This is a genomic window from Nostoc sp. ChiQUE01b, from assembly GCF_034531255.1.
Classification (GTDB): Bacteria; Cyanobacteriota; Cyanobacteriia; order Cyanobacteriales; family Nostocaceae; genus Nostoc.
In genome coordinates this window covers 42687-68392 of sequence record NZ_JAVRBM010000014.1, presented here as the reverse complement: position 1 = coordinate 68392, position 25706 = coordinate 42687, and the positions used below count along the sequence as shown (strand labels likewise).

Genomic DNA, 25706 nt, shown 5'->3' with positions numbered 1-25706 from the left:
GCAGGGGGAAAGAGGCTTTTGGGATTTTTGCATAGATCCAGTAATCATAAGTGATTAACCGGACTTGATATCATGGGTTAATTTACCCTTGAAGGGTAAAATAAAAGGTTGCGCCTTGATCGATCGCTGCTTCGGCCCAGATGCGTCCACTGTGGCGTTGAATAATGCGTTGCACGATCGCTAGTCCGATCCCCGTACCTGCAAACTCTTGTTCGCGGTGTAGACGTTGGAATACCCCAAACAGATTATCGGCATACCGCATATCAAATCCGGCTCCATTATCTCTAATGAAATACACTCCTTCCCCATTCATAACCTCATAGCCTACTTGAATATAAGCAGGGGATTTGTAGCGGGTGTATTTAATCGCATTCGATAATAGATTTATCCAGACTTGTTTGAGCAGTGAAGGGTCAGCCTGACATATAGGTAAATCGGCGATCGCAAACTCAATCTGACGACCCTGCAAATCTGGGGCTAAATCACTCAGCACGTGTTGAATTATATCATTTGGCAAGACGGGCTGCCGGGACATTTCTTTACGATCTAGGCGGGATAGGTTCAACAAATCGTCAATCAACTCACCCATGCGTTTGGCATTCTCTCGGACAATTTTTAGGTAACGATTGCCTTCCGCATCGAGTTGCTCACCGTAATCTTCTTGCATCATTCTCGCAAAGCCAACGATCGCCCGCAGCGGTGCTCGTAAATCATGAGAAACGGAGTAGGAAAAAGCCTCTAAGGCTTTGTTAGCAGCTTGCAATTGCTCTGTCCGCTGGATTACTCGTTCTTCCAATTCAGCATTGAGTTGGCGGACTTCTGCCTCTACCGCTTTCAGGGCGCTGATATCGCGCATAATCGTAGAAAAATATTCCAGACTGCCATCTGTGGCTTTGTGAGCAATGATCATTTGCGAAACCGGAATTTCTCTGCCATCACCGCCCAACAAAGCGCTTTCACCAACCCAGATCCCATTTTGGATAGCTGCTGGAATGCCTTGATTTTGGATAATCTCTAATGCCCACTGGGGATGGTATTTGGGGATATTCATGGTAGTAATGTCTGCATCCAGTGGTATGCCTGCCAATTTTCTGGCTTGAGTATTATTCCAAAAAACATTGCCTTGGGGAGTAGCCATGCCAATATGATCGGTGGATGCTTCTAGGATGGTAATTAGGCGATCGCGGTCTTTCTCGGCTCGTTGGCGTTCGGCAATTTCAGCCCGTAAGGATTCATTTAGTTCTGCCTCCTGTTTCCACAAACGGGCATTGTCAATGGAAATAGCTGCCTGAGTAGAAAGTAAACTGAAGATTTCAATTCGCTCTGGGGTAAAGGCGCTGGTGGTGAGATTATTTTCTAAAAGGACAATTCCAGTTAGTTTTCCCTGGTTCAAAAGAGGCGCACAAAGAATTGATTTCGATTGGTGCTGCACAATCCAGGGTTCAGATTGAAAGTTGCCCAATTGAGCAGCATTATCGAGGACGATGCTTTCTTGGGTGCGAACTACGTAATTAATCAGGGCAGTTGGCAAGTAAGGAGTGCTGTCTGCTGATATTGCTTCTAGGGGAATTGATTGCAAAACGGCTACTGTTTCATTGCCAATCGACCCCATCGCCTCAACCCGCCATTCATCTTGTGTTGGCAAAATCAGATAACCCTTTTGCGCCCCGGCATTCTCAATCAGGATAGTCATCAGTTTTGCCAGGAGTTTATCTAACAAAATTTCACTGGCGATCGCTTGGGAGGCTTTCAACACTGTTTCTAAATCAAGTGCTTCTAATTTGGTTGCAGCCGATTCTGTAGTGTTAACTTTACCTGTTCCAGTTCTTTCAAATCGCAGTTCTAGCAGTTGGGGATAACGTCTTTCTAAGTCTTGGACTTTAGCGGTTGCACCCCACCTTAAATAAGCGTACCTTGCCTCTTGCAGATAGGCTTTAGCAATTGTCATCCGGTTGTTTGCCAGATGAAACTTTGCTGCTAGTTCGTTGGCCAGCGCTTCTTCTTGCAGGTATTTATTTTCTCTTGCTAGGGCGATCGCGCGATCGTAGGCATCCATTGCTACTACTATCTCACCCAATAGCCGATGCCGTTCTGCTTCTACCAACTGCCACTTGTGTAAATAGTTCATCGGGGCGTGCTGTGCCCAGAATTGCATCTGTTTCTGGTTTGCCTCAACCTGTTGTAGATAAGTTTGTTGGTAATTAGGCTGAACTTCCAAATAATCCGCCAAAAGCGCCAGAGAATGGTAAAAGTTAAGAATTGCCACCTGCATAAACCCAAAGGCAGCACCGGCTTGCTGTTGTGCCAATTTTGCCTGTTTTAGTGCTTGGTCATACTCGCTGAAGTGATACAGCAGAATAGTCTTAGCAACATAAAAAATGTACAGAACCGTGCCGCTTTTCGCTGCAATTAAACGTGGCAGCATACGAGTTTCATCAAAGCTTTCGCCAATCAATCGATATTTATCTTCAGCTAATCCGCACAAATTCAACCCTAGCTGTCTCCATATTTGAGTGAAGTGGGTTGGGATATCTTGTTGAATTTTGATACAGAGGTCGATATAGATTGCCTGTTGTTGTACAGTAGATGCCAGATTCTCTTCAGAGAAAAACATATAGCTACAGAGGTTGGCGGCAGCATAACCAGCCCATTCAATATCTCCAGTCTCCAGCCCAATCTGCACTGCTTCTTGCAGAGGAGCAATGCTATTTCTCACGTGTTCTTTCCAGGCTCTGATGTTGGAATTGAATAAGTTATAAATTTTCGCGGTGAGTTCTCTGGTGTTAAAAATTTCGAGTAACTCTAGAGCAACTTTTCCAGCATGATATCCCTCATTAATGCTACCTGTTGCAGACAGCAGCAAGCCATACATACCAAAGGCAAACGCTGATAGTGGTGAATTGCCATGCTCAATACAAAGATTGATCATGGTGATGATAATCTGGGGAGAAATTTCCGGCTTCGCCATAAATGCGGAGCTACATAGCATTTTCAAAATCTGCATAGCAGAAAGTTTGTAGGGATCGGTCATCACAGATATGGCTGATAAGTTAGTAAGGCTAGGCAACTTGATCAGCAGGCTCTCTTCTTTTTCTAGAATCACCAGAGAAATACCGAGTTGTTCCAAAACTTGTAAACCAATCTCGGTCGCTTTCACCATTTCGAGCTGTGCCATGCAAATTTGCATCTGCAATTCGTATACTTTGACGCGATCAAGTAAGTTTGCAGTGTTGCTTAAAGCCATCTGTGCCAGGATATTTGCCCGCTCAAAATGAATATTCAAATATTCTGCTTCCGCCGCCTTGATGTAGAGCTTTAGGGTAAGGTCATACTGCCTTTGCCAGCAATCTTCTCCTAATAGAGCCAAGCCCGTCTGAAAATACTGCAAGGCTGAATTATATGCAGAGGAGGCGCTGGCTTTGTTACCTGCCAAGTAATTTAACTCTATTAGTTCATTCCGCTCTGACTGCTGTTGAATCAGTGCTTTGCCCAAGTTGAGTTGATTAGTGATATCAAATATCTTTTGTTCTCGTTGCTCGGCTGGAGTATTTTGTAGCAAGCATTGTCCAAGTTGCAGGTGGATAATTCTTTGCTTAACTTCTGGAATCAAAGAATAGGCTGCTTGCTGAATGCGATCGTGAACAAATTTATATTCAATGGCAGGATTGCTAGGGAGGGGCACATCCAATACAACCGATTTGTGGGCATTACTCATGGGCAAAATCAACCCTTGAGCGATCGCCACTCCCAAAGCTTGCGCGGCTTCTTGTTGGGATAATTGGGCGGCAAATGCCAGGGTTTCCAGATTAAATGAGTTGCCAATGCAGGCAGATAGCTGCAACACTTGCTGCGTCTTTTCGTTGAGCTTCTGAATTTTGCCTGCCATCAACTCGACAATGTTATCGGTAATCCCCCGATTCTGAATTAGTTCTATCGACCATTGCCATTTCTTGGTTTGGCGATCGAATTCCAGTAACCCTTCAGTGTAGAGAGATTTCAAAAATTCATTGATGAAAAAGGGATTACCACCAGTTTTTTGTTGCAACAGTGACGCCAAGGGCAGGGAATTCTTTGATTGGCAGTGCAATGTATCGGCAATCAGCTGATTGATATCAGGTAGACTTAATGCTGTCAGTGAAAGTTGGTTCACTACTGCTCCAGCTTGGCGAATTTCCTCAACCATCTGGGTCAGGGGATGAGCTGTATTCACCTCGTTATCTCGGTATGCCCCCATCAACAACAAAGATTGTTTCTCGGTGGAGGTAGCTAGCAGTTGAATCAGCTTTAGCGAGGCATTATCTGCCCACTGGAGATCGTCTAAAAAAATGACGAGTGGATGTTCTGACTGGGTAAAGACGCGAATGAAATTTTGGAAGACTTGGTGAAAGCGATTTTGGGATTCTATTGGCGGTAGAACTGGTACGTCTGGTTGATTGCCGACAATTAATTCCAATGTAGGAATTACTTGGGTAATGACGCGACTACTTGAGCCAAGGGCAGCTAAGAGGTGATCTCGCCACTGACACAGCTGTACTTCTTCTTCAGTCAGTAATTGTTTGATCAGTGACTCAAAGGCTTGAGCGATCGCAAAGTAAGGAATATTGCGCTGATACTGATCAAATTTGCCTGAAATAAAGTAGCCCCGTTGTTGGGTAATCGGCTTATAAATTTCCTGCACCAATACTGACTTACCAATCCCGGAGTATCCTGCTATCAGCATCAGTTCAACTTGAGAAGCAGACAGATTGCCACAAGCAGGTAGGGAAATAGAGTTTTCCCGATCAACTCTATTACCTGCGACTCTGGCGATCGCTGCTAATAATGTCTCAACCTCCCTTTCTCTACCATAAAGTTTTTCCGGGATATAAAACTTATCATAAATATCTTGTTGCGCTAACAAAAAAGGCTCAATTCGTCCCGTATCTTGTAGCTGAATTAGACACTGTTCTAAATCAGTTTTAATTCCCCAGGCACTTTGATATCGCTCCTCTGCTGTTTTAGCTAATAGTTTCAGAATAATTTCTGAAACTATTGCAGGAATTTCTGGATCGATAACATCTGGTGGAACAGGATTTAGAGCCAGATGGTAATGAATCAACTCCAGAGCATCACTAGATTCAAAGGGCAGCCGATGGGTCAACAGTTGATAGAAGGTAGCACCTAATGAATAAAAATCAGTTCGATAGTCCAGAGAACGGTTCATCCTGCCTGTTTGCTCTGGAGATATGTAAGCTAATGTTCCCTCTAATACGGTTGGATTTTTGAGAGTTAATGTCTCCCGCGATCGGGCAGTTGAAATCCCAAAGTCAATAATTTTCAGTTGTTGTGTTTCTAGATTTAAAACAATATTGGATGGATTAATATCCTTATGAATAATATTTGCACTATGAATTTCACTTAAAATTTCAGCAATCTGAACACCTAACTTCAAAAACTCGATTAAGGAAAACCTTCTAGTTGCAATAATTTTTGTTAAAGATTCGCCTCCAAAATCTTCCAGAACGATCGCAAAAGTACTTTGATATTGCTGCAAGTCGTAAGCCTGGATAACACCTTCCAATGATAAGCTGCGGGTAATTTCGTATTCCAGCTTATAGCGCGTGATTTCCTCTGGCGTAGGGTAGTCTTTCTGCAAAATCTTGAAGATTAAAGGCAAACGATCCCGTTCCCGAATTCCCCGATAGACCCGTGAATTAGCACTTTCATGGATTTTTGCCCAAATTTTATATTCAGGAATTTCTAGCATACTTCAACCGCCTTCAATTATGACATTGAGGAGCAAAGTAGGGTTGACTCGCAAGCCAGATTATACAATAGTCAAACCTCTGATTATTTATATATTTACACTAGTACAACACGGCGGAAATAAACAGACCATTCCAAATTAATGAAACGCTTACGCTGTATACCTGTTTGAATGCGTGAATACGTAAATTCTGCCTTATGCTACTAGTACAGTACGGCGTCAATCCAGCTACCATCTCAATTAACCAGACAAGTTGCTCAAAGCAACTGGTTAAAGGTAGGCAAACTTCCCCGAATCTTTACTAGGAGGAGTGTCGAGTTAACTAAGCAGGTATCTTAAAAGAAACTATTTTTCATTTCTCATTTGAGCGCAGACAAGGGCGAGATTAGCCAGCCACTTGAACGCTCGTTTACTCACCAGCTTGCAAATCGTTGGTGCATCTATTAGCCATATTTCCTAGCAGCTAATCGGTGTTGTTTGGGATGAAAATGTGGCGGATTAACTCAAATTTTACCAAAAAGATGATGAGGTATGAGGCATGAGTGAACCCTTGAACGTCCTGATGGTTGAAGATTCAGAAATCGATGCCATGTTAGTTATCCGTGAACTGCGTCGCGGTGGTTTCAATCCAATCTGGCAACGTGTCCAAACGGTCGAAGAGCTACACACAGCCCTCAATAGCCGTACCTGGGATGTGATAATTTCAGATTACCGATTGCCTGGATTCAATGCTCCTATGGCTCTGGAAATAGCAAAGCAGAGTCAGAAAGATATTCCTTTCATTCTCGTTTCTGGCACAATCGGCGAAGTATCTGCTGTGGAAATGATGAAAGCAGGTGCTCATGATTATGTAATGAAAGATAACTTAAGCCGATTGTCAGTGGCGGTGCGTCGAGAACTTCGGGATGCTCAGGTGCGGGCAGAGCACCAACAAGCCCAAAATCTGTTACAAACATTAGCATCTAATATACCGGGAATAATTTATAGCTTTGTATATCATTTTGATGGTTCTATTGTCTTTGAATACATCAGTTTCGGCTGTCTGGATCTTCTAGAATTAACACCAGATCAAATTTTAGAAAATGCCTCTCTTTGCTTGGCACAAATCCATATTGATGATCGTGCCGGATGTTATGCGGCTGCTAAACAAAGCGCTCAAACTTTAAACCCATTCTCTTATGAATGGCGATTAGTTACACCCTCTGGTAAACTCAAGTGGGTACAGGCAAATGCACGTTTGGAGTGTCGAGAAAACGGGGATATTGTTTGGCATGGTGTTTTATTAGATGTGAGCGATCGCAAACAAGCACAAGAACTGATTATTCACAACGCTTTGCACGATCCATTGACAGATTTACCAAATCGGACGCTTTTAGTAGAACGGCTAGAATTATCGATTGACCGAGCCAAACGCATAGAAACCTATCGTTACGCCGTCTTATTTCTCGATCTAGATCGCTTCAAAGTGATCAATGATAGCTTAGGACATTTAGCTGGAGATCAACTACTTAAAACCATTGCTTTGAAGCTAAAAACTCATCTGCGAAAGATTGATTTAGTTGCTCGAATCGGTGGTGACGAATTCGTAATTCTGCTGGAAGATATTTCTGGTATTGAAAAAGCTATTCAAATTACTGAGCGGATTCTGAAAGATTTTCAAACACCATTGATACTTAATGATTCTGAAGTAGTTATCAGTACGAGCATCGGTATCGTCTTAGAAACAAAGAACTATGCTCACGCCTCCGATTTACTCCGAGATGCCGATATTGCCATGTATAGAGCCAAAGCCCAAGATAGAAGTTCCTACAAAATTTTTGATATAGGAATGCACACTCAAGCCGTAAATCGGCTAACTCTAGAAACCGATATCCGTAAAGCTCTCGAACGAGAAGAATTTGTTATATACTATCAGCCGATTGTTGACATACTTGGCGATGCCTATGGCGGGTCAACCCAACACGTTAGTAGAGAATTGCAGCAAGCAGTTCGGCTGATTGGATTTGAGGCATTAGTGCGCTGGCAACACCCAACTCGCGGGTTTATTTTGCCGGAGGAATTTGTTCCTGTTGCCGAAGAAACGGGGCTAATTGTGCAAATCGATCGCTGGATGTTCTACAAAGCTTGTCAACAACTAGCAAACTGGAAAACCAAGTTTGCTAGTCACTTCCCACTCAAGATGAGTATTAATCTCTCTGCTCAAGATATTCGCCAAGCTAGTTTAATTAATAGCATCGATCAAACACTAGCCCAAACGGGTTTAGAAGGCGATTCCATAGCCCTAGAAATTACCGAGAGCATGTTAATTGAAAATATCAGTCAAACAATTGATTTATTAACCCAATTAAAGGACAGAAAGATTCAAATCAGCATTGATGACTTTGGTAGCGGTTATTCATCGCTCAATTATCTCCATCGTTTACCTGCTGATAATTTGAAGATTGATCGCTCTTTTGTAAGTCAGATGCAAGAAGGGAACCGGAATTATCAGGTTGTTAGTACTATTATTGCTTTAAGCAATCAACTCGGATTAGCCGTGATTGCAGAAGGTATTGAAACACCACAACAACTTCAATGGTTACAGGAACTTGGATGCGAATTTGGTCAAGGTTATGTGTTCTCTAAACCTCTTAGATATGAGACAGCAGAAGTACTTCTAGCAAGTCAAAGTATGTATTTATCCTCTGGTAAATCAGGCAAATGATCAGGTATAGCTTGCTGAGTGCTGTTAGCGGATAGCTAAGGTTTAGCCCGTGCTGAGTAAAAATCTAATTTTTTCAAAAGTTTGAGCAATCAACACTGTCCTAACCTGTGTGACTATAGCTATAATTAAAAAAGCAGTTGGATGATAAATAGGTTATCTCACAACTACAGCCAATATTTTCTGTTTATCTCGATCCTGAGCCAGATATTATTCTATAGTTTTTGTTATAAATTAATTAGCTTTGTATATTTAGTATTTTATTTTAGCAAAACAGTATCATTTATCTTGAGGGAGCGAGTTAGATTTTTCCTTTACATATCAGATAAATAACAAGTTAACCTCTAGCAAAAGATGTTTTTATAACTCAGCAAAAATCTATCTTGAGATAAGTTACTAAAGTTTGCAAACTAGCTTAGGGTATGTACAGCCTCTGCAATGAGTATTGGTTGTTCCAAGAACTTTTCATGCCCCATATTCATTATTCTCAGTTATTGCGTTATGGCATCGTTGTATTAATTGTCGCACTTGCATTAGTGCTAATGTTAATGCTAGACCCCTGGTTAAGCATGAATGGAACTTCTTTCCTGCTATTTTTTAGCGCTGTCATGGTGAGCGCTTGGTATGGTGGTTTGAAATCAGGGCTATTAGCAACTTCCTTGTCTGCGTTACTGAGCGATTACTTTTTTCTCCCTCCAGCTTATGAGCTGAGTTTTGATTTATCCAATTCTGTGCGAATTGGGTTATTTGCATTACAAGGATTGCTCTTTAGTATCTTATGTGAGGCATTAAAAACTGCTAAAAGACGGGCTGATGAAAATCTCCAAAAGCTGAGAGTTAGTGAGGAGCGATTTCGATTAGCCTTAAGTAGTTCAGATATCGTGGTCTTTCAGCAGGATCGCGATTTGCGATATCAGTGGATTCATAATCCTCAAGGTCTAGACACTGCTGAGGAAATGTTAGGTAAGTCTGATAATGAACTATTTTCAGCCTCAGTAGCAGCGCAATTGCAGGCAATTAAGCTAAAGGTAATAGAGACTGGTGTTGCAACCCGTGAAGAAGTTTATCTGACAACTTCTGGAAAAGACTGTTTTTATGATTTGCTAGTTGAACCACTAAGGGATGCAGACAATAGTATTTTAGGTATTACCTGTGCAGGTGTAAATATTACAGAGCACAAACAGGCTGAGGAAAGACTCCGCTATATCGCCCAAATTAGTAGTGTACTTTCTACTTCGTTAGATTATGAACAAACCTTACAACAGATCGCCAAAATTTCAGTTCCTCAGCTAGCTGATTGGTGTAGCGTCGATATTTTAAATGAAGATGGTTCCATTCGCCGCCTACCCATTGCCCATGCAGACCCATCGCAAGCAGAGTTGGCGCGTAAACTTCAGGAGTATGTGACAGATTACAAGGGTGCAAGTGCAATTACCAGAGTACTGCAAACCGGGCAAAGCGAATTAATCTCAGAGGTATCTGACTCGCTATTAGTAGCAACTACTCAGAATCAGGAACACTTAGAACTTGTTCGGCAATTGGGGATGAAGTCTGTAATGATTGTGCCGTTAATCGCAAAAGGGCGCATACTCGGCTGTATTACCTTTATCAACACCCAATCGGATCATCGCTACGATCGCACTGACCTAACTTTAGCAACAGATATTACTCATCGTGCTGCCTTAGCAGTGGAAAATGCCCAACTTTATCGAGACATCCACCAAGCTTTAGTCCATTATGCTGAATCTCTATCTCTTCTAGATGCGCTGCTAGAAGCGGCTCCTATTGCTGTATGCTTTTTGGATCAAGAACTGCGATATATCCGCATTAATCAAGTTTTCGCTGACATTAACGGTTTAGCTATAGAAGAACATCTAGGACGCAAATTTAGGGAAGTGTTGGCAGCGATGGCGGCTGAGTTAGAGCCACAGTTACAGCGCGTGTTAGATACTGGAGAACCCCTGCTGAATATGGAAATCAGCGGTGAGACAAGAGGACAACCAAGACGTTACGGTTACTGGCTGGGCAACTATTACCCAGTTGATAACGCAATCGGTGAAACGGTAGGAATTGGGATTATTTTGGCAGAGGTGACAGCAGCAAAGCAAACAGAAGTTGCTTTGCGAGAAAGCGAAGAAAGGTTTCGGGCAATGTTCAATCAGGCAGCTGTCGGTATTACTTTAGTAGGGTTGGATGGACGATTTCTGCAAGTTAATCCTGCCCTATGCGAAATTACTGGGTATAGCCATGAAGAGTTAATTCAAATGAACTTTCAGGAAATTAGCCACCCTGACGACTTAGAAGTTGATTGGGAAAATGCTCGGCGAGTTTTAGCAAAAGAAATTAGTGGTTATTCCCTAGAGAAGCGTTACATTCGCAAAGATGGTTCTATCGTTTGGGCAAACCTAACTTCATCAGCAGTTTGGGATGCGAACCTTGAACCAATGTATGCATTAGGGATTATTGAGGATATTAGCCATCGCAAACGAGTTGAAGCCACACAAAACTTTTTAGTCGAAGCCAGCACCTTACTAGCTGGCTCATTGGATTATGAAATCACCTTGGAAAATGTAGCTAATCTAGCAGTTCCAACTTTAGCCGACTTGTGTATTGTAGATGTCTTCCAGGAAGATTGGTCAAGTAAACAAATTGCGATCGCAATTGCCGATTCCACAAAACTAAATATTTTAGACGAAATCCGACGGCGTTATCGACCCAAAACCAAAGCCAAACAGCTTGTACGGCAGCTACGCTTAGGAATATCTATCTTTTATCCTGAATTATCTGACTCACATCTTCTACAGATGTCTGAAGACGACGAACATCTACAATTGCTGCAAAGTCTAGGTATTCGTTCTCTGATGGTAATTCCAGTTCGTTCCCGTGGGCAATTATTTGGAGCAATCTCTTTTTTTACCGCCGAATCTGGTCGGTACTATCAACAAACAGACTTGGCTTTAGCAGAAGATATTGCTCGGCGAGCGGCGACAGCCATCGACAACGCCAGACTTTACCAGGAAACTCAACGGTCTGTCAATCGCACCATACTTTTACAAAAAATAACTGCTGCCTTCTCGGAAGCCTTAACTCCCCAACAGGTAGCCGATGTAGTGGTAAACCAAGGCATTGCCGCCTTGGAAGCTACTGGTGGTTCCGTTGTCTTACTTACTGAGGGAAATACTACCCTAAAAGTTGTGCAAGCAATTGGCTATCCGCAAACGCTGATAAATACTTCGACAACTTTTCCCATCACAGCACCTAACCAAATAGCAGAAACAGTCAGAACTGGGCAGCCGATTTTTTTAGAAAATTTAGCAGCCATGATTGCGAGATATCCTGACTTAGCAGATGTTGTGACTGTTATAGGGAATAATGCCTTGGCTTCCATTCCCTTGGTGGTAGAAGGTAAAGTAATTGGGGCTTTGGGATTAAGCTTTACTACTGGACAAATATTTAATGAAGAAGACCGGGGATTTATGTTGACACTGGGACAACAGTGTGCACAAGCCATCGCCCGCGCTCAACTTTACGAAGCTGAAAAGATTGCCAGGGCAGAAGCCGAGACAGCCAACCGCATTAAAGATGAATTTCTGGCTGTCCTTTCCCACGAACTTAGAACTCCCTTGAATCCGATTTTAGGATGGGCAAAGTTACTCAGAACCCGCAAGTTCGACGAAGCTACTAAAATCCAGGCATTGGAAACAATCGAGCGCAATGCCAAGTTACAAACCCAATTGATTGGAGATTTACTTGATGTTTCGCGGATTTTGCAAGGTAAGGTTAGGTTAAATCTCCATGCAGTGAATTTGAAAATAGCGATCGCATCTGCATTAGAAACGGTGCGTTTAGCAGCAGAAGCCAAATCAATTCAAATTCAAACGGTATTAAGTAATGATATCGGCAAAGTTCTCGGTGATGGCGATCGCTTGCAACAAGTGATGTGGAATCTCCTCTCCAATGCCGTCAAATTCACACCCACAGAAGGACTTGTAGAAGTGCGTCTAGAGCAAGTTGGTTTAGACGCTCAAATCCAGGTAATTGATACAGGTAAAGGAATTAACCCAGAATTTTTACCCTACGTCTTTGATTACTTCCGGCAAGCAGATGCTAAGACAACCAGAGTATTTGGCGGGTTGGGATTGGGACTGGCAATTGTGCGCCATTTAGTAGAACTTCACGGTGGTACAGTTCAGGCAGAGAGTCTGGGAGAAGGACAAGGGGCTACCTTCACAGTCAAACTACCTTTGCTGAAAAATTCTGAGTTGCGAGTTAGCAGTGGTGAGGCTTCTCAACCAGAAGTCAGTAATGACGATACATTACTTGCGGGAGTCCAAATCCTGCTCGTGGACGATCAAGCTGATGTGCGAGAGTTTTTTAGCTTTGCGCTGGAACAATATGGCGCAACGGTAACGGCAGTTGAATCAGCAGATGAAGCGCTGCAAACATTAGTGCAGTCAAAGCCAGATATTCTCTTAAGCGATATTGGAATGCCCTTAATGGATGGGTATATGTTGCTGGGCGAAGTGAGAAAATTACCGCCAGAGCAAGGCGGACAAATTCCAGCGATCGCTTTGACTGCTTATGCTGGAGAACTTAACTACAACCAAGCAATGGCAGCAGGATTTCAAAAACATCTACCTAAACCTGTCGATCCAGTGGATTTAGCTACAGCGATCCTTAGTCTCATTGGGCACAATTAACCATAAAAAGGACTGCGGAAGGTGGGGCCCCTCTGGGGATAAGGGGTAATGGGGATAAGGGATTGGGGTTGGGTAATCAGCTCAAAAATGCTACCGCTTCTCTATAAGACGCACTTGCGTTCGCTAACGCCGCAACCAGTTGAGAGTAAATAAACTTTTTATTTTTCTTCAGAAATTTGCCGTTTGCCAATTGATGTTATAAATTGGTGCTCAGGTTTTAATCAGAGATTTATTTACCAATGAAAACCCAACAGTTCAGTTCAACAACCCTAGAAAATAGACCTACCAAGACGAAAAAACAGTCTTTTCCTGGTAGGAGTATTGGTACTCCTAAAGTACCATTCCGTAAATGCCATAAAATAGCACAACAACATGAGTTACTTAGTGACTGGGAACACGCGAGTTAATTTAGTGACATACTCTTACACTACGGTGTAGGCTTATCCACTACTCTCGGTATCCGGTCAGCCCCTTCTCTGCGAGACGCTACGCGAACGGGGAAGTCAAAAGTCAAAAGTCAAAAGTCGTTCATTTTTGTTAACATAGTTTGGTTTTATTCTGTCGACCTACTTATCTCAAGAATTGTTTCTAATTAACTGCAAAAGTATTGATTCAAGGCTTTGTAATGCAGCATTAGTAGTGCGTTGATGTTCTTCAAAATATATGCTGGTGTTGTTCATGACTATCACGTAACTCAAGCAATACGTCATCCAAAATTGCACTACGAGCTAAAACACGGTCAACATTATCTGTAAGGTTGTTAACACTCGCTGTAAGCTCTCTCATTTCCTGCCTTAGTTCATCTACTTGTGTCTGGGTATTAGCTTGTCTTTCAGCTAATCCTAAAATTATTTGTTCAGCACGGTCTAGTCGGCTAGGGAAAGGTGTGTCGGTCATTTTCTTTGTGTTTAACTCTTACAATTTTACTTTTTTATTTAAATCAACGATGCAATGATATTAATACTCATCGCTAAAATGGTGGTATTGAAAAAGAAGGATAATATGCCATGTAACAGAGTCAAGCGCCTCATATCGGGTGATGTTGTCTGCACATCTGAAACTTGACTGGTCATGCCGACTACAAATGAATAATATAAAAATTCCCAATAGTCTGGACAGTCGTTATCAGGAAAATCTAAACCTCTGGTGATTTCTTCACTATGATTACGATTAATATATTTGTAATAGCTGTGTGCATATTGCACTGCAAACATCGTATGCACTAGTAACCAAGAACCGATAATGGTCATAATTGAAAGTAGGACATGTAGGGTAAGCAGAATTGTTGACAATCCTTTTTTATCATTTAGTAAAAACCCAATGGCTAAAACACTCGCACTAGCTGCACTTATCACCAGCATGAATATAGCCAAATGTCCTTCATATTCATTCTCAGCATAACGGCGAATTTTTTCTGGCGTAGCCTTATTCATTTTCCACCACGTTACGGCTAAGAAAAAGTCAGCACCAAAGTCCCAAGCGCAGAGAATGCGAGTGGGTAAGTGCAGCCAAGGCGGCAGGATTACTGAAACTAATACCGCAAGTCCGACAGCAATCATCAGTCGGGGTCGGGAGTCAAAGTTTTTAAATAAATTAAGTCTCACAAATATTGCGATCGCAGAGTTTAACTAATTCGTAATTCATAATTTTCGGTGAAACACCACACCACATTACACAATCGTCATTCCAGGTTTGACTGGGGTCTCAACTACTTCTTGATCTTCACCGAATTTTAGATTTTAAATTTTAAATTTTGGATTGAAAATTCTCTCATTTAGAATTTAAATTGGTTTGAAGCCCACGCCACCTGCTTCAAGCCGGGGAACCCGTCCAACGCAGTGGCTCCCGAATTTAAACGCGAGAATAAATCCAAAATCCAAAATCCAAAATCCAAAATTGTCTCACAGTCTTTAATCTCCAGTCTTTAGTTCAATTACAAATTACTTGAACTTGGCTCTAATCGTCTCTATTCGTTGACGATTAACACCCAAATCGCTCTGACCCAAACGTGAAGCTGAACGCACATGGATAACATTGGTATTCCGGTCTAGATAGAATTCTACATCATCCACAAATCCCAGTAAAGCACTTTTAAATTCTGCATATAAATAATCTTTATTGTCAGTAATGATTTTGGTTCTTGGTAAAGACTCAATAATCTGTTTAAGATTAGTAATCGCTTCTTCTGGAGTAGATGCAAAAGTCAGTGGTGCAATTTGGTGAGATGCATCTGTACTCTGACTAGAAACGCAATTGGGGGAATTAGGGCAGGATGCTAATTTACCGTTGTTAATACCTAAATTATTTGGTCGTTTGCCAGCAAAAACCATAATTGTGTCTCCAGGTGAGTGAATAAATATACTCTCACACATTTGTTTGAATCACTGTAATACTTTGCCTACTTTGCCGTAATCGCATCTTCTGGCAAATGACAGATTCACTAAAATATTGGTGATGCGTTCGCTCTATGATCCGGTAAGTATCGTCTAAATGAAGAGAGATTTATGACGCAAACAATTTCAATTAACGACTCCGGGCGGTTGCAACTCACGCCGCTAGAAATTCCATCCCGTCTGCTGTTGGGGCCAGGGCCATCTAATGCCCATCCGACAGTTCTGCAAGCGATGAATACTTCACCCGTTGGGCATCTTGACCCAGCTTTTCTCGCACTCATGGATGAAATTCAGTCGTTGCTACGCTACGTATGGCAAACAGAAAACTCACTTACCATTGCAGTCAGCGGTACGGGAACAGCCGCAATGGAAGCAACCATCGCCAATGCTGTAGAACCCGGTGATGTGGTTTTAATTGGTGTAGCTGGTTATTTTGGTAATCGCCTCGTAGATATGGCTGGACGTTATGGCGCTGATGTGCGAACCATTACCAAACCTTGGGGACAAGTTTTCAACTTGGAGGAACTCCAAACTGCCTTAAAAACTCATCGTCCAGCTATCTTAGCTCTAGTTCATGCCGAAACTTCCACCGGCGCACGTCAACCGTTGGAAGGGGTGGCTGATTTGTGTCGTGAATTTGGCACTTTGTTATTAGTGGATACCGTGACAAGTTTGGGTGGTGTCCCCTTGTTTTTGGATGCTTGGGGAGTTGACCTAGCTTATAGTTGTAGCCAAAAAGGGTTAGGTTGCCCGCCCGGTGCTTCTCCTTTTACAATGAGTGCGCGTGCAGTTGAGAAATTGCAACAACGGCAAACGAAAGTTGCAAACTGGTATTTAGACATGTTGTTGCTGGGCAAGTATTGGGGCGCTGAACGCACCTATCACCACACAGCACCGATTAATTTATACTATGCATTGCGGGAAGCACTACGTTTGCTTGCAGAAGAGGGATTAGGAAATTCCTGGCAGCGGCATCAAAAGAACGTAGAATATCTCTGGGAAGGTTTAGAGAATTTAGGACTGAGTATGCACGTTGAGCAAGAGTATAGACTGCCAACGCTTACCACTGTCCGTATTCCAGCCGGGATAGATGGGAAAGCGATCGCTCGGCAGTTACTCAATGAACATAATATTGAAATTGGCGGTGGTCTTGGCGAACTCGCGGGTCTTGTTTGGCGCGTGGGATTAATGGGCTTTAATAGTCGAAAAGAAAGTGTTGACCAACTTTTAGCAGCACTACGGCAGGTTTTACCTAAGTAGTTTTTACGCAATCAGGTACGTTAACAGTAGTGTAACGCACCTGATACAAAAGGCGAAATTTTATGGACGCTGACTATTGCGAATTGCGAATTGCGAATTGCGAATTGATTTCATACCTCATTTACTTGCAAACTGCTGTATAAAGAACACCAAGGCGTTCCGAGGCTAGGACTGGCTCTATTTGTTCAGTCAATTCACTTAAAACAATCATCTATTCCTCAGCGTACCTCTGCGCTTCCCTCAGCGTACCTCTGCGTTTAAAAAATAAAAAAAGGTGGGCATTGCCCACTCGACAAACTTATCCCTTAACACAAAGAACTTGCTTGAGCGTTGCTACAACCTCAACCAAATCCGCTTGATTTTCCATAACTTGTTCTATCGGTTTATAAGCACCGGGAATTTCATCTAACACGCCCTCATCTTTGCGGCATTCTACACCATTTGTTTGCTCAATCAAATCATCAAGTGTGTAGACATTTTTTGCCTTATTTCTAGATAACAAACGCCCTGCACCGTGAGAACAAGAACAAAAACTGTGGGCATTACCTTTACCCTTAACAATGAAAGACTTTGCCCCCATTGAACCAGGAATAATCCCATAATCTTCAGTCTGGGCACGGACTGCACCCTTACGAGTAACGTATACATCCTCGTCAAAATGCACTTCTTTTTCGGCGTAATTGTGATGACAATTAACCTGCAATAAAGGTTTAGTTGCCTTCCCACCGGCTAAATGCTTCTCAACTATGTGCTTAAAACGCGCCATCATCACATCACGGTTGACACGCGCGTAGTTTTGTGACCATTGTAAATCGTGCCAATATGCCTGGAATTCTGGCGTACCAGCGACAAAGTGAGCTAAGTCCGGGTCAGGCAATTTATTACCTGCCATTTTTGCTAATTCTCTGGCTGTGTGAATATGACACTGGGCAAGTTTATTGCCAATGTTACGCGAACCAGAATGCAGCATCAGCCAAACTTGATTCTCTGTATCGAGGCAGATTTCAATAAAGTGGTTTCCTCCACCGAGAGAACCCATCTGTTTCATTGCTTTAGCTTGTAGGTCTTGCACACCGCGATGCAAGTCTTTAAAATCATCCCAGTGTTGCCAATTACTGACGGATTTTTCAACGTCTTTGTTTTCGTTGAATCCAGTCGGAATTGCAGCTTCAATATCCAGGCGAATTTTCTTTAGTTTCCCTTCTAGTTGTTCGGCGGTAAATGATGTTTTGATAGCGCTCATCCCACAACCAATATCGACGCCCACAGCAGCTGGGATAATCGCCTCTTTGGTTGCAATTACAGAACCCACTAAAGCACCTTTTCCTAAGTGAACGTCTGGCATTAATGCCACGTGCTTAAATACAAATGGTAATGATGCCACATTCTTGGCCATCTTGGTTTCTTCTGGCCCCAAAGAGTGATTTGCCCAAGATAAGACGGGTGCTGGTGTGGTAATTTCTAACTTTTCGTAGGGCATAATTTTTTCTATTTTGGATTTGGTATAGGGCAGTGATAATTATCGGTATGACTTATAACCCATTACCTAGTACAAGAAGGCAAAAGTAAAAAGGCAAAAGGCAAAAGAAAGAATGCTTATTTTGTAAGCTTTTCCCGGATTTTAGATGGTTGGTTTATTTCCGCCGTGCTGTACTAGTTAGTTGTAGCAATATAAATGTTGTATTGTCTTTCATTTGGCTCTCTGAATTTTTGTGAAGCTGAAGAACTACTTTTAGGAGTTACATTTATATACTACAAATGTAACAAAATAGATTACAAGCGTCAACCTATTACCACAGGGAGAAAGCAGATGTTTCTCAAATGTATTAAAATTTGTAAAGAAAATCACTTTGTTTAAATAGCTCCTTAAAGTTCTGACACAATATGGCAGTGCGTCAAGATACAATCTGGGAACGTTTTTTATCCCCTGTAGTGCGTCTTTTGATTGATGAAGACGGGTTACGGCGTTACGCTGATAGTATTGATTGGGAGAAAGAGAGCGATCGCTATCGACGAGATGATGTCATAATTCCGTCGTACTACAGTAATCAAAACTTTCACGGTATTACTGGCGGATATCTCAATTCCGATGCAGCAGTTACTTACGATCCGGTTACTCAATATGTTCTACCACCGAATGAAGGTATTGTCCGTCAAGCTTTAGTTGATGCCGTGAAGGTAAAACCACGACGCATACTCGATTTAGGCTGCGGTACAGGTTCCACTACTTTAATGTTAAAACAGGCTTTCCCCGAAGCGGAAGTTATTGGTTTGGACTTATCGCCCTATATGCTGGTAAGGGCGGAAGATAAAGCTAGAAATGCTGGTTTAGAGATACTTTGGCGACACGGAAATGCTGAAAAAACTGGTTTGAGGGATGCTTCTTTTGACTTAGTAACAGCTTCTTTGCTATTCCACGAAACACCAGATGCAGTGTCTCTAGCAATTCTGCAAGAAAGCTTCCGGTTGCTGGTAACTGGAGGACAAGTATTAATTCTAGATGGGAATCAGAAGACTCTGCGTCAGTTAGAATGGCTTAATGATGTTTTTGAGGAGCCATATATTCGTGAGTATGCTGCTAGTAGTATAGAAGCGAATATGGGTGCAGCCGGATTTGAAGCAGTGCGATCGCAGGATGTATGGTGGATAAATCAGGTAACTAGCGGCGTTAAACCAATAGCAACCGAAAATGTCCGTCAGTATACTGCCACATCAATAGATAATAATTTGGAGGGACTTGGTTCTCCAGCGTTTGGCATAATGGCATGAGTTTAAAGGCAGTTCTCTTTGATTTTAATGGTGTCATCATTAACGATGAGCCAATCCACCTGCAACTGATCGATGAGATTCTCATTCAAGAGAATCTCCAACCCCAAAAAGTGAGTGAGCGTCAAGCTTCTTTGGGACGCAGCGATCGCGTTTGTTTTCAGCAACTACTCGCTAATCGTGGTAGAGTAGGCAATGAAAACTATCTAACTCAGTTGCTGTACCGCAAAGCCCAAGCCTATGTGGTGGAACTAGAGAAAATAAAGAAACTGCCTTTATATCCAGGTGTAGAAGACTTAATATTTCAGGTGCGAGCGCGTCATCTAAAACTAGGATTAGTTAGTGGCGCGATTCGTAAAGAAATACAACTGGTACTCAATCGCGCTAAACTAGCTGAACATTTTAAAATCATTGTCGCGGGTGACGACATCACCACCAGTAAGCCAGAACCCGATGGTTATCTACTGGCAGTGAAACGCCTGAATCAAGAATATCCCGAATTGAATCTTCAACCACAAGAGTGTCTGGCAATTGAAGATACTCCAGCAGGTATCGAAGCGGCGAAGCGATCGCAAATGCAAGTTGTTGGCGTCGCAAATACTTACCCATTCCACATGCTCCAGCGCTGCTGTAACTGGACTGTTGATTATCTCAGCGATTTGGAACTCGAACGGGTGCAAAAAGTTTATTCCCAAAAGCAGCCTCAACCATCGGTAACTGAATGTTAGAATAATCTATGGTGATAATGTTTTGAGTTAATGAGATAATAGTACTCTTGACTTAGCACAGATTTTGGGGAATTAGCTCAGTTGGTAGAGTGCTGCGATCGCACCGCAGAGGCCATCGGTTCAAATCCGTTATTCTCCATATTTATAAACTGAAAGTTGCGCCATTTTTCGCCAACCACTCTTTTCTATCCATGCAGTCAGGTAAGATTCGCTCTACCCTATCCCAAAAGTCTCTATTGTGGTTGGGTTGAACTAAGTGAACCATTTCATGCACTACCACATATTCAATCATGGAACTAGGAAGCAAAGCAACCCGCCAGTGGAAATAAATATCACCTTTTGGATTACATGAACCCCAACGATTACCGAGTTCGCGCACTTGCATAGAAGTCGGTGCTTTGCCGATTCTGTTAGTAATAGATGTAATGATTGATTCTAAATACTGTTGAATATGTCCGCGATACCACTGAATAAATAAATCTCGACCTTGATGTTGATGCGATCGCAAAAGTTCAAAGCGTCCTTGGTAAAATCTAAGGGGGTTGTCTGCGGTGTCTACTAATTTCAGGCGATAACTGCGTCCTAAATAGTGGAAGCCTTCGCCTGGTAAATAAGTTTTTTGTGCAGATGGCGGTTTGATAGCTGATTTTTTGAGGAGTTTGCTGTAAATCCAGAAGCGGCGTTGTTCGATAATTTTCCCTAGTTTTTCTACAGGGACTTGAGGTGGTGTTGTGATGATTAGTTGACCGTCGGGTTCGATGGTAATTTCAACTGTGCGACGACGGGGACTTTCGCGCAGTTCAAAAGAAAGTTCTCCAACATTAATGGTTTTCATCGCCCTCGATTTGCATCGTGTCGTTCGGCTAATTGGGTGATTTGGTCTGCTAAACTATCCAGTTTACTATCTGGGAAGACATTTAAATCTTCTAATTTCAGCCAGATATTTTTACAGAGGATTTCTCTAGCTACCAAATCGTTCCAGAAACCAATTACATAACTTTGGTTGTAGATAAAGTCTACTAGTTCGGTGGTAAAGGTTTGTAGTTTGGCGGTAATTTCGGGTGTTGGTGACTCCAGCGTATCGATGAGAATATTAAAGAAGGGGCGAATTCTGACTGATGGTTGATTTTCGCTGACTTCGGTTTGTTCGGCTCGGACTTTTTGCGCTAGGTTTAAAAATTCTGTAGCGATCGCATTCCAATCTGCACCCAAACGTTGTAAAATTTCTTCTAGTTTGTCGCTGAGGTTGCGATAATAAACTGGGTCATCGTCTAGGTGGGTGCGGATGTGGTAACGGATAGCGTGTTCCATTTGGGCCGCACGAGTTTCGACGGAACGTCTTTGTTGTACCCGTTGCTCAAAGTCTAAGTCTAAAATATTTACTGGTGAAACTTTCAGGTTAATCCCCTGAGATTGAATGTGTTGGTCTATCAACGCTTGAACTTTTTCTTTCGCGTCTTCTGGGCGTTCATCTCGAAAAATATCATCGACTAATTTCTTTAATTCTCCCACTTTTTTCGCATCCTTCAGGTAGCGCAAAGCTTGCGGACGAGGTAAAAAGGCATCCATTGCTTGCAGAAACTCCCGCAGAAGTTGATAAAATTCTGCACGCGACCGCTCGTCATGATTTAGGATATTTACACAAGCTTCTTTGTCATCGTAAATATTTAAGTTGCGTTCTTGCCAAAAGTTCATTACCCGTTGATGGGCTTCGTGTAGTTTGGGTAGTTCTTCTTGGACATCAAACCAAGCACCATCGACATCTTCTTGGTCGTAAACACTCATGGCGGCGGCGATGTCGATACCGTAATAGTCTACAATTAAACCGTAGTCTTTACCTTCGGCAGTGCGGTTAGTACGAGCGATCGCTTGTAATAAATCATGTTCTACTAAGCTGCGGTCTACATATAGCACTTGTTCTAAAGGTGCGTCGAAGCCTACCAAGAGTTTATTATTCACAATTAAAAAAGCTAAACCGTCTTCATCTAAGTTTTTCCAAAAGCGGTTTTTGTAGATGGTATGGTTATTTTCATCCGTCCATTGTTTCCAGGCTTGGGGGTCTTTTTTGCTGTTGGCGGAGATAATCGCCGCAAATTCTAAACGCTTGATGGTATCGAGGTAAGGATAAGCTTGTACCAGGGTGCGGTATTCGGGAGGTGCTGATTCTAATTTCAGACTTTGCAGAATAATCGCATTTGATTCTAATTCTTGAATCAGTTCGTCTTTGGCTGCGGTAAGATATTGCTGGTACAAAACGCAAGCATCGCGATCGCTTGCTGCTACCTGAGCTTTAAATTTACCCTGCATAATCCGGGTGACATAGTGCCGTAAAATATGCCTAGCCTTGTCCTTCATCAGTTCTTTGGAGTTGAGGACGTTTTTCTTACCAACGTATTTGGATTTAATCGCTGCGCGTTCTTCTGCGGTATAGTCTTGAAATAGCACCTCAAAAAGTTGGTCTAGGGTTTTTGCTCCTTTGACTGCTCCCATGACTAGTAAACAATTCTTGCTTTGCATCCACCTCAGACTTGGGTACACCACCCAAAAGATGCGATCGCACATCTTGAGGTTCTGGCGGTGGGGTATTATCAGCATAGCGGCGAATATTGCAGTTGTATTCGTAGTCAGCTAATTGTTGTTGAGTCACCACCGCCGCATAACCAGGAATCCCAGGATAATCGGCATTAATTGTAAAATCTTCATAAGCTGAGACAATTTTTTCTATATGTTCAGGACGCAAAGAATTTTGAGCGCGTCCAGCCTGAAATTCCGCATCAGCGTTGATAAATAACACCTTACCTTGAGTCGCTTTTGGTTTAGCACCTGTAGGACGCATCACCAAAATACACGCCGGAATCCCTGTCCCATAAAATAATTGTGGTGGTAAACCAATCACCGCCTCTAAATTATCTTCTTCAATAAATAACTGGCGGATTTTCTTTTCTTCACCACCGCGAAACAGTACCCCATGCGGCATTACTGTCGCCATAATTCCATCTTGCTTTAACACCGCTAGCATGTGCTGGGCGAACATCAAATCAGCTTTTCCACTCGTAGGGCAAAAAACACGGAATCGCTCTTTAAACTCCATATCATTATCTTTATTACCCCGGCTGTAGTTTTGCGAAAAGGGTGGATTACTCAATATTCGGTCATAATGCTTTAAATTCCCGCCCTCTTTAATCGGCACCATCAAGGTATCGTCGTTCTGAAGCACAGCATTGGGAATTCCATGCAGCAATAAATTCATCTTGCAGATAGCCCAAACTCCCCCGTTATTGTCTTGTCCGTAGAGTCTCAAATCGCGGGAATTTCCACCGTGTTCTTCTATGTGCTGCTTAGATAAAATTAACATTCCCCCCGAACCCACACAGGGGTCATAAACTTCCATCTTTTCTTGGGGGTTGACAATTCGCACCATTAACTTCACCACTCCACGGGGAGTATAAAATTCACCGCCCTTTTTACCAGCAGAGTCAGCAAAGAAATAAATTAAATACTCATACGCCGCACCCAATAAATCGGGAAATTCTAAATCTTCATTCCGTAGCGATCGCTTGTCAAAATGTTCTATCATTTGACGTAATTGCAAATCGCTTAACGTACTTTTGCCACCCACCTGCCTATTAAAATCAATATGCTCAAAAACATCCCGCAGCACCGCCGGATTAGCATCAGCAAGTTTGTGTAGGGCAATATTAAGTTTATTGCCTATTTGTTGATGAAAAGTGTTAACTATGGTACTCCAACGAGATTCTAATGGCACAAATAACGTATAAGCTTCTGTATTAGTTGGAACGTAGCGGTTAGGGTTGTTGGCCCTTTCTTTAGCGGCTTCTTCACTCTCCCCTTTATCCATAAACTCCCTGACAATTTGCTGATAGCGCCCATCAAACACATCAGCAGCCCGCTTTAAGAACAGCATCCCAAAAATAAATTCCTTATATTCAGAAGCGTCCATTTTGCCGCGTAAAATATCAGCCGCCGCAAATAAGTGACGTTCCAGCTTCGGAAGAGTGAGTTTTGCCATAACAGTAGAATCCGATCCAAAAATGCTAACAATTGCTGACATTTTCTTCTTGCTTCAACCTGGAAGTGTCGGCACTATCCAGTCCACAAGCTGACACGACCGATCTGGCCGCCTTCTCCAAATTAATCGATGCATTTAAATCTCTGTCGCATTCAAATAAACAATGCTCACAGATGAAAATACGTTCTTTGAGAGACAGAGATTCTTTTTTAATTCCACAGCTAGAGCAAGTCTTGCTACTCGGATAAAACCTATCTACGACCACAAGTTTGCTCCCATACAATTGAGTTTTGTACTCTAACTGCCTGCGGAACTCATAAAATCCCATATCCGCGAGCGCTTTGGCTAGTTTTCCATTGGATAACATCCCGCGCACATTCAAATTTTCAATCCCGATTACAGCGTGGTTTTTGCTGATATAAGTCGTGATTTTGTCTAATGTGTGCTTACGGATATTGGCTACTTTGCGATGCAGTTTCGCCACTTTCAATTGGGCTTTTTTACAATTGCTTGACCCTACTTGTTTGCGCCGATTAAGCCACTGCATCCGAGATAATTTATTCTCGGAGCTCTTGTAGCTTTTCGCACCGTCAAACACTTCACCAGTTGATAATGTAGCTAGGTGGTTAATCCCTAAATCCACACCAACAACATCTACTAGCTTTAATGAATCGCTTGGCTCTACCTCAATCTTGAATGAGATAAACCACTTATCTGCACTTGTGCTAATTGTGACTGATTTAGGTCTTACCCCATGAGGTAATCGCTCGTAAGTCTTAATCCAACCAATTACAGGCACTTTTACTTGACGATGGTCAATCTGAATTGAGCCATCCAAGGTAAAACTGTCGTTACGTCCTCTCTTCTTGAATTTGGGAAATCCTTTGACCTTTTTAAAGAAGGCTTTAAACGCATCAGATAAAGCTCTGAGTGCATACTGAGGGGCGCATTTGCTCACCTCGTAGTACCAAGGATTAGCGACTTTAACCGATACTACTAGCCACTTGTGTAAATCGATCGCTGACGGAAATTTGATTTTCTCATCAGGATTGATGCGGTTGTAATTGAGCACCTCCTTGCATAAACACAAACCTTGATTCCATGCGTGTCTTGCCGTACCTGCGTGTTTGGCAAGTAGTAGGCGTTGCGATTGATTAATCTTGAGTTGTGTTTTGAATCCTATTATCATCGAATTATTGTACAGACAAATGCCAGACAATGCCAGATGAATATTGCTCACAATCAGGATTCCAAACCAAGAACTACAAGTCCTTGAGGCATTCTCTAAGCAAACATCAAGCAGCAAGACTGATGTGTTACGTGAGTTTATTCCTGGGCTATCAAAGAGAGTGAGTAAAAGTGAGTAATTGTTAGCTTCTGGA

General features: G+C 42.4%; 15 protein-coding genes and 1 tRNA gene. 7 read left to right on the top strand and 9 right to left on the bottom strand.

The features are described 5' to 3' along the window. Window positions 1-82 precede the first annotated feature (82 nt). The gene (locus RMY63_RS11955; RefSeq protein ID WP_322728910.1) at window positions 83-5746 is read right to left on the bottom strand and encodes an AAA family ATPase; all 5664 of its coding nucleotides are present in this window, start codon (window positions 5744-5746) and stop codon (window positions 83-85) included. 538 nt (window positions 5747-6284) lie between these two features. Here RMY63_RS11955 and RMY63_RS11950 point away from each other — a divergent pair. The 3 genes from RMY63_RS11950 to RMY63_RS11940 all read left to right on the top strand — a co-directional run bounded on the left by RMY63_RS11950 (window position 6285) and on the right by RMY63_RS11940 (window position 13554). After that, a complete protein-coding gene (locus tag RMY63_RS11950) occupies window positions 6285-8450 on the top strand; it encodes an EAL domain-containing protein (protein WP_322728909.1) in 2166 nt (721 codons plus the stop codon). A gap of 464 nt (window positions 8451-8914) precedes the next feature. Further along, window positions 8915-13147, top strand: coding sequence for a PAS domain S-box protein (locus RMY63_RS11945; RefSeq protein ID WP_322728908.1), 4233 nt, complete (start codon window positions 8915-8917; stop codon window positions 13145-13147). A gap of 239 nt (window positions 13148-13386) precedes the next feature. Further along, on the top strand, window positions 13387-13554 hold the full coding sequence (locus tag RMY63_RS11940; protein ID WP_322728907.1) for a hypothetical protein: 168 nt from the start codon (window positions 13387-13389) through the stop codon (window positions 13552-13554). Between the two features lie 247 nt (window positions 13555-13801). Here RMY63_RS11940 and RMY63_RS11935 read toward each other — a convergent pair whose 3' ends face one another. From RMY63_RS11935 to RMY63_RS11925, 3 genes are all read right to left on the bottom strand, one after another. Further along, on the bottom strand, window positions 13802-14044 hold the full coding sequence (locus RMY63_RS11935) for a hypothetical protein (RefSeq protein WP_322728906.1): 243 nt from the start codon (window positions 14042-14044) through the stop codon (window positions 13802-13804). A 38-nt stretch (window positions 14045-14082) separates the two neighbouring features. Continuing rightward, window positions 14083-14751, bottom strand: coding sequence for a DUF1345 domain-containing protein (locus RMY63_RS11930; protein WP_322728905.1), 669 nt, complete (start codon window positions 14749-14751; stop codon window positions 14083-14085). A gap of 336 nt (window positions 14752-15087) precedes the next feature. Beyond that, window positions 15088-15477, bottom strand: a complete 390-nt coding sequence (locus tag RMY63_RS11925) for a DUF1499 domain-containing protein (protein ID WP_322728975.1) — start codon at window positions 15475-15477, stop codon at window positions 15088-15090. Between the two features lie 174 nt (window positions 15478-15651). Here RMY63_RS11925 and RMY63_RS11920 point away from each other — a divergent pair, with 174 nt between their 5' ends. Further along, on the top strand, window positions 15652-16800 hold the full coding sequence (locus RMY63_RS11920; RefSeq protein WP_322728904.1) for an alanine--glyoxylate aminotransferase family protein: 1149 nt from the start codon (window positions 15652-15654) through the stop codon (window positions 16798-16800). 298 nt (window positions 16801-17098) lie between these two features. Here RMY63_RS11920 and RMY63_RS11915 read toward each other — a convergent pair whose 3' ends face one another. After that, on the bottom strand, window positions 17099-18280 hold the full coding sequence (locus tag RMY63_RS11915) for an RtcB family protein (RefSeq protein ID WP_322728903.1): 1182 nt from the start codon (window positions 18278-18280) through the stop codon (window positions 17099-17101). 404 nt (window positions 18281-18684) lie between these two features. Between RMY63_RS11915 and RMY63_RS11910 the strand changes: the two genes are divergently transcribed. From RMY63_RS11910 to RMY63_RS11900, 3 genes are all read left to right on the top strand, one after another. Beyond that, window positions 18685-19569 carry a class I SAM-dependent methyltransferase gene (locus RMY63_RS11910; protein ID WP_322728902.1) on the top strand — a complete coding sequence of 295 codons (885 nt, stop codon included), beginning with the start codon at window positions 18685-18687 and terminating at the stop codon, window positions 19567-19569. Further along, window positions 19566-20294 (top strand): HAD family phosphatase, encoded by a 729-nt coding sequence (locus RMY63_RS11905; protein ID WP_322728901.1) that lies wholly within the window; start codon window positions 19566-19568, stop codon window positions 20292-20294. Before RMY63_RS11910 ends, RMY63_RS11905 begins: the two co-directional genes overlap by 4 nt. Window positions 20295-20360: 66 nt before the next feature. Beyond that, a tRNA-Ala gene (locus RMY63_RS11900) sits at window positions 20361-20433 on the top strand. 3 nt (window positions 20434-20436) lie between these two features. Here RMY63_RS11900 and RMY63_RS11895 read toward each other — a convergent pair. From RMY63_RS11895 to RMY63_RS11880, 4 genes are read right to left on the bottom strand one after another with little or no spacing between them, the layout of a single operon-like run. After that, entirely contained in the window at window positions 20437-21129 is a 693-nt protein-coding gene (locus RMY63_RS11895) for a SprT family zinc-dependent metalloprotease (RefSeq protein WP_322728900.1), read from the bottom strand. After that, window positions 21126-22811 carry a type I restriction enzyme subunit R domain-containing protein gene (locus tag RMY63_RS11890; RefSeq protein ID WP_322728899.1) on the bottom strand — a complete coding sequence of 562 codons (1686 nt, stop codon included), beginning with the start codon at window positions 22809-22811 and terminating at the stop codon, window positions 21126-21128. The genes RMY63_RS11895 and RMY63_RS11890 overlap by 4 nt, the downstream gene beginning before the upstream one ends. Continuing rightward, complete coding sequence (locus RMY63_RS11885) at window positions 22741-24324, bottom strand: class I SAM-dependent DNA methyltransferase (protein ID WP_322728898.1); 1584 nt, start codon at window positions 24322-24324, stop codon at window positions 22741-22743. The genes RMY63_RS11890 and RMY63_RS11885 overlap by 71 nt, the downstream gene beginning before the upstream one ends. 25 nt (window positions 24325-24349) lie before the next feature. Next, complete coding sequence (locus RMY63_RS11880) at window positions 24350-25564, bottom strand: transposase (protein WP_322728897.1); 1215 nt, start codon at window positions 25562-25564, stop codon at window positions 24350-24352. Window positions 25565-25706 lie beyond the last annotated feature (142 nt).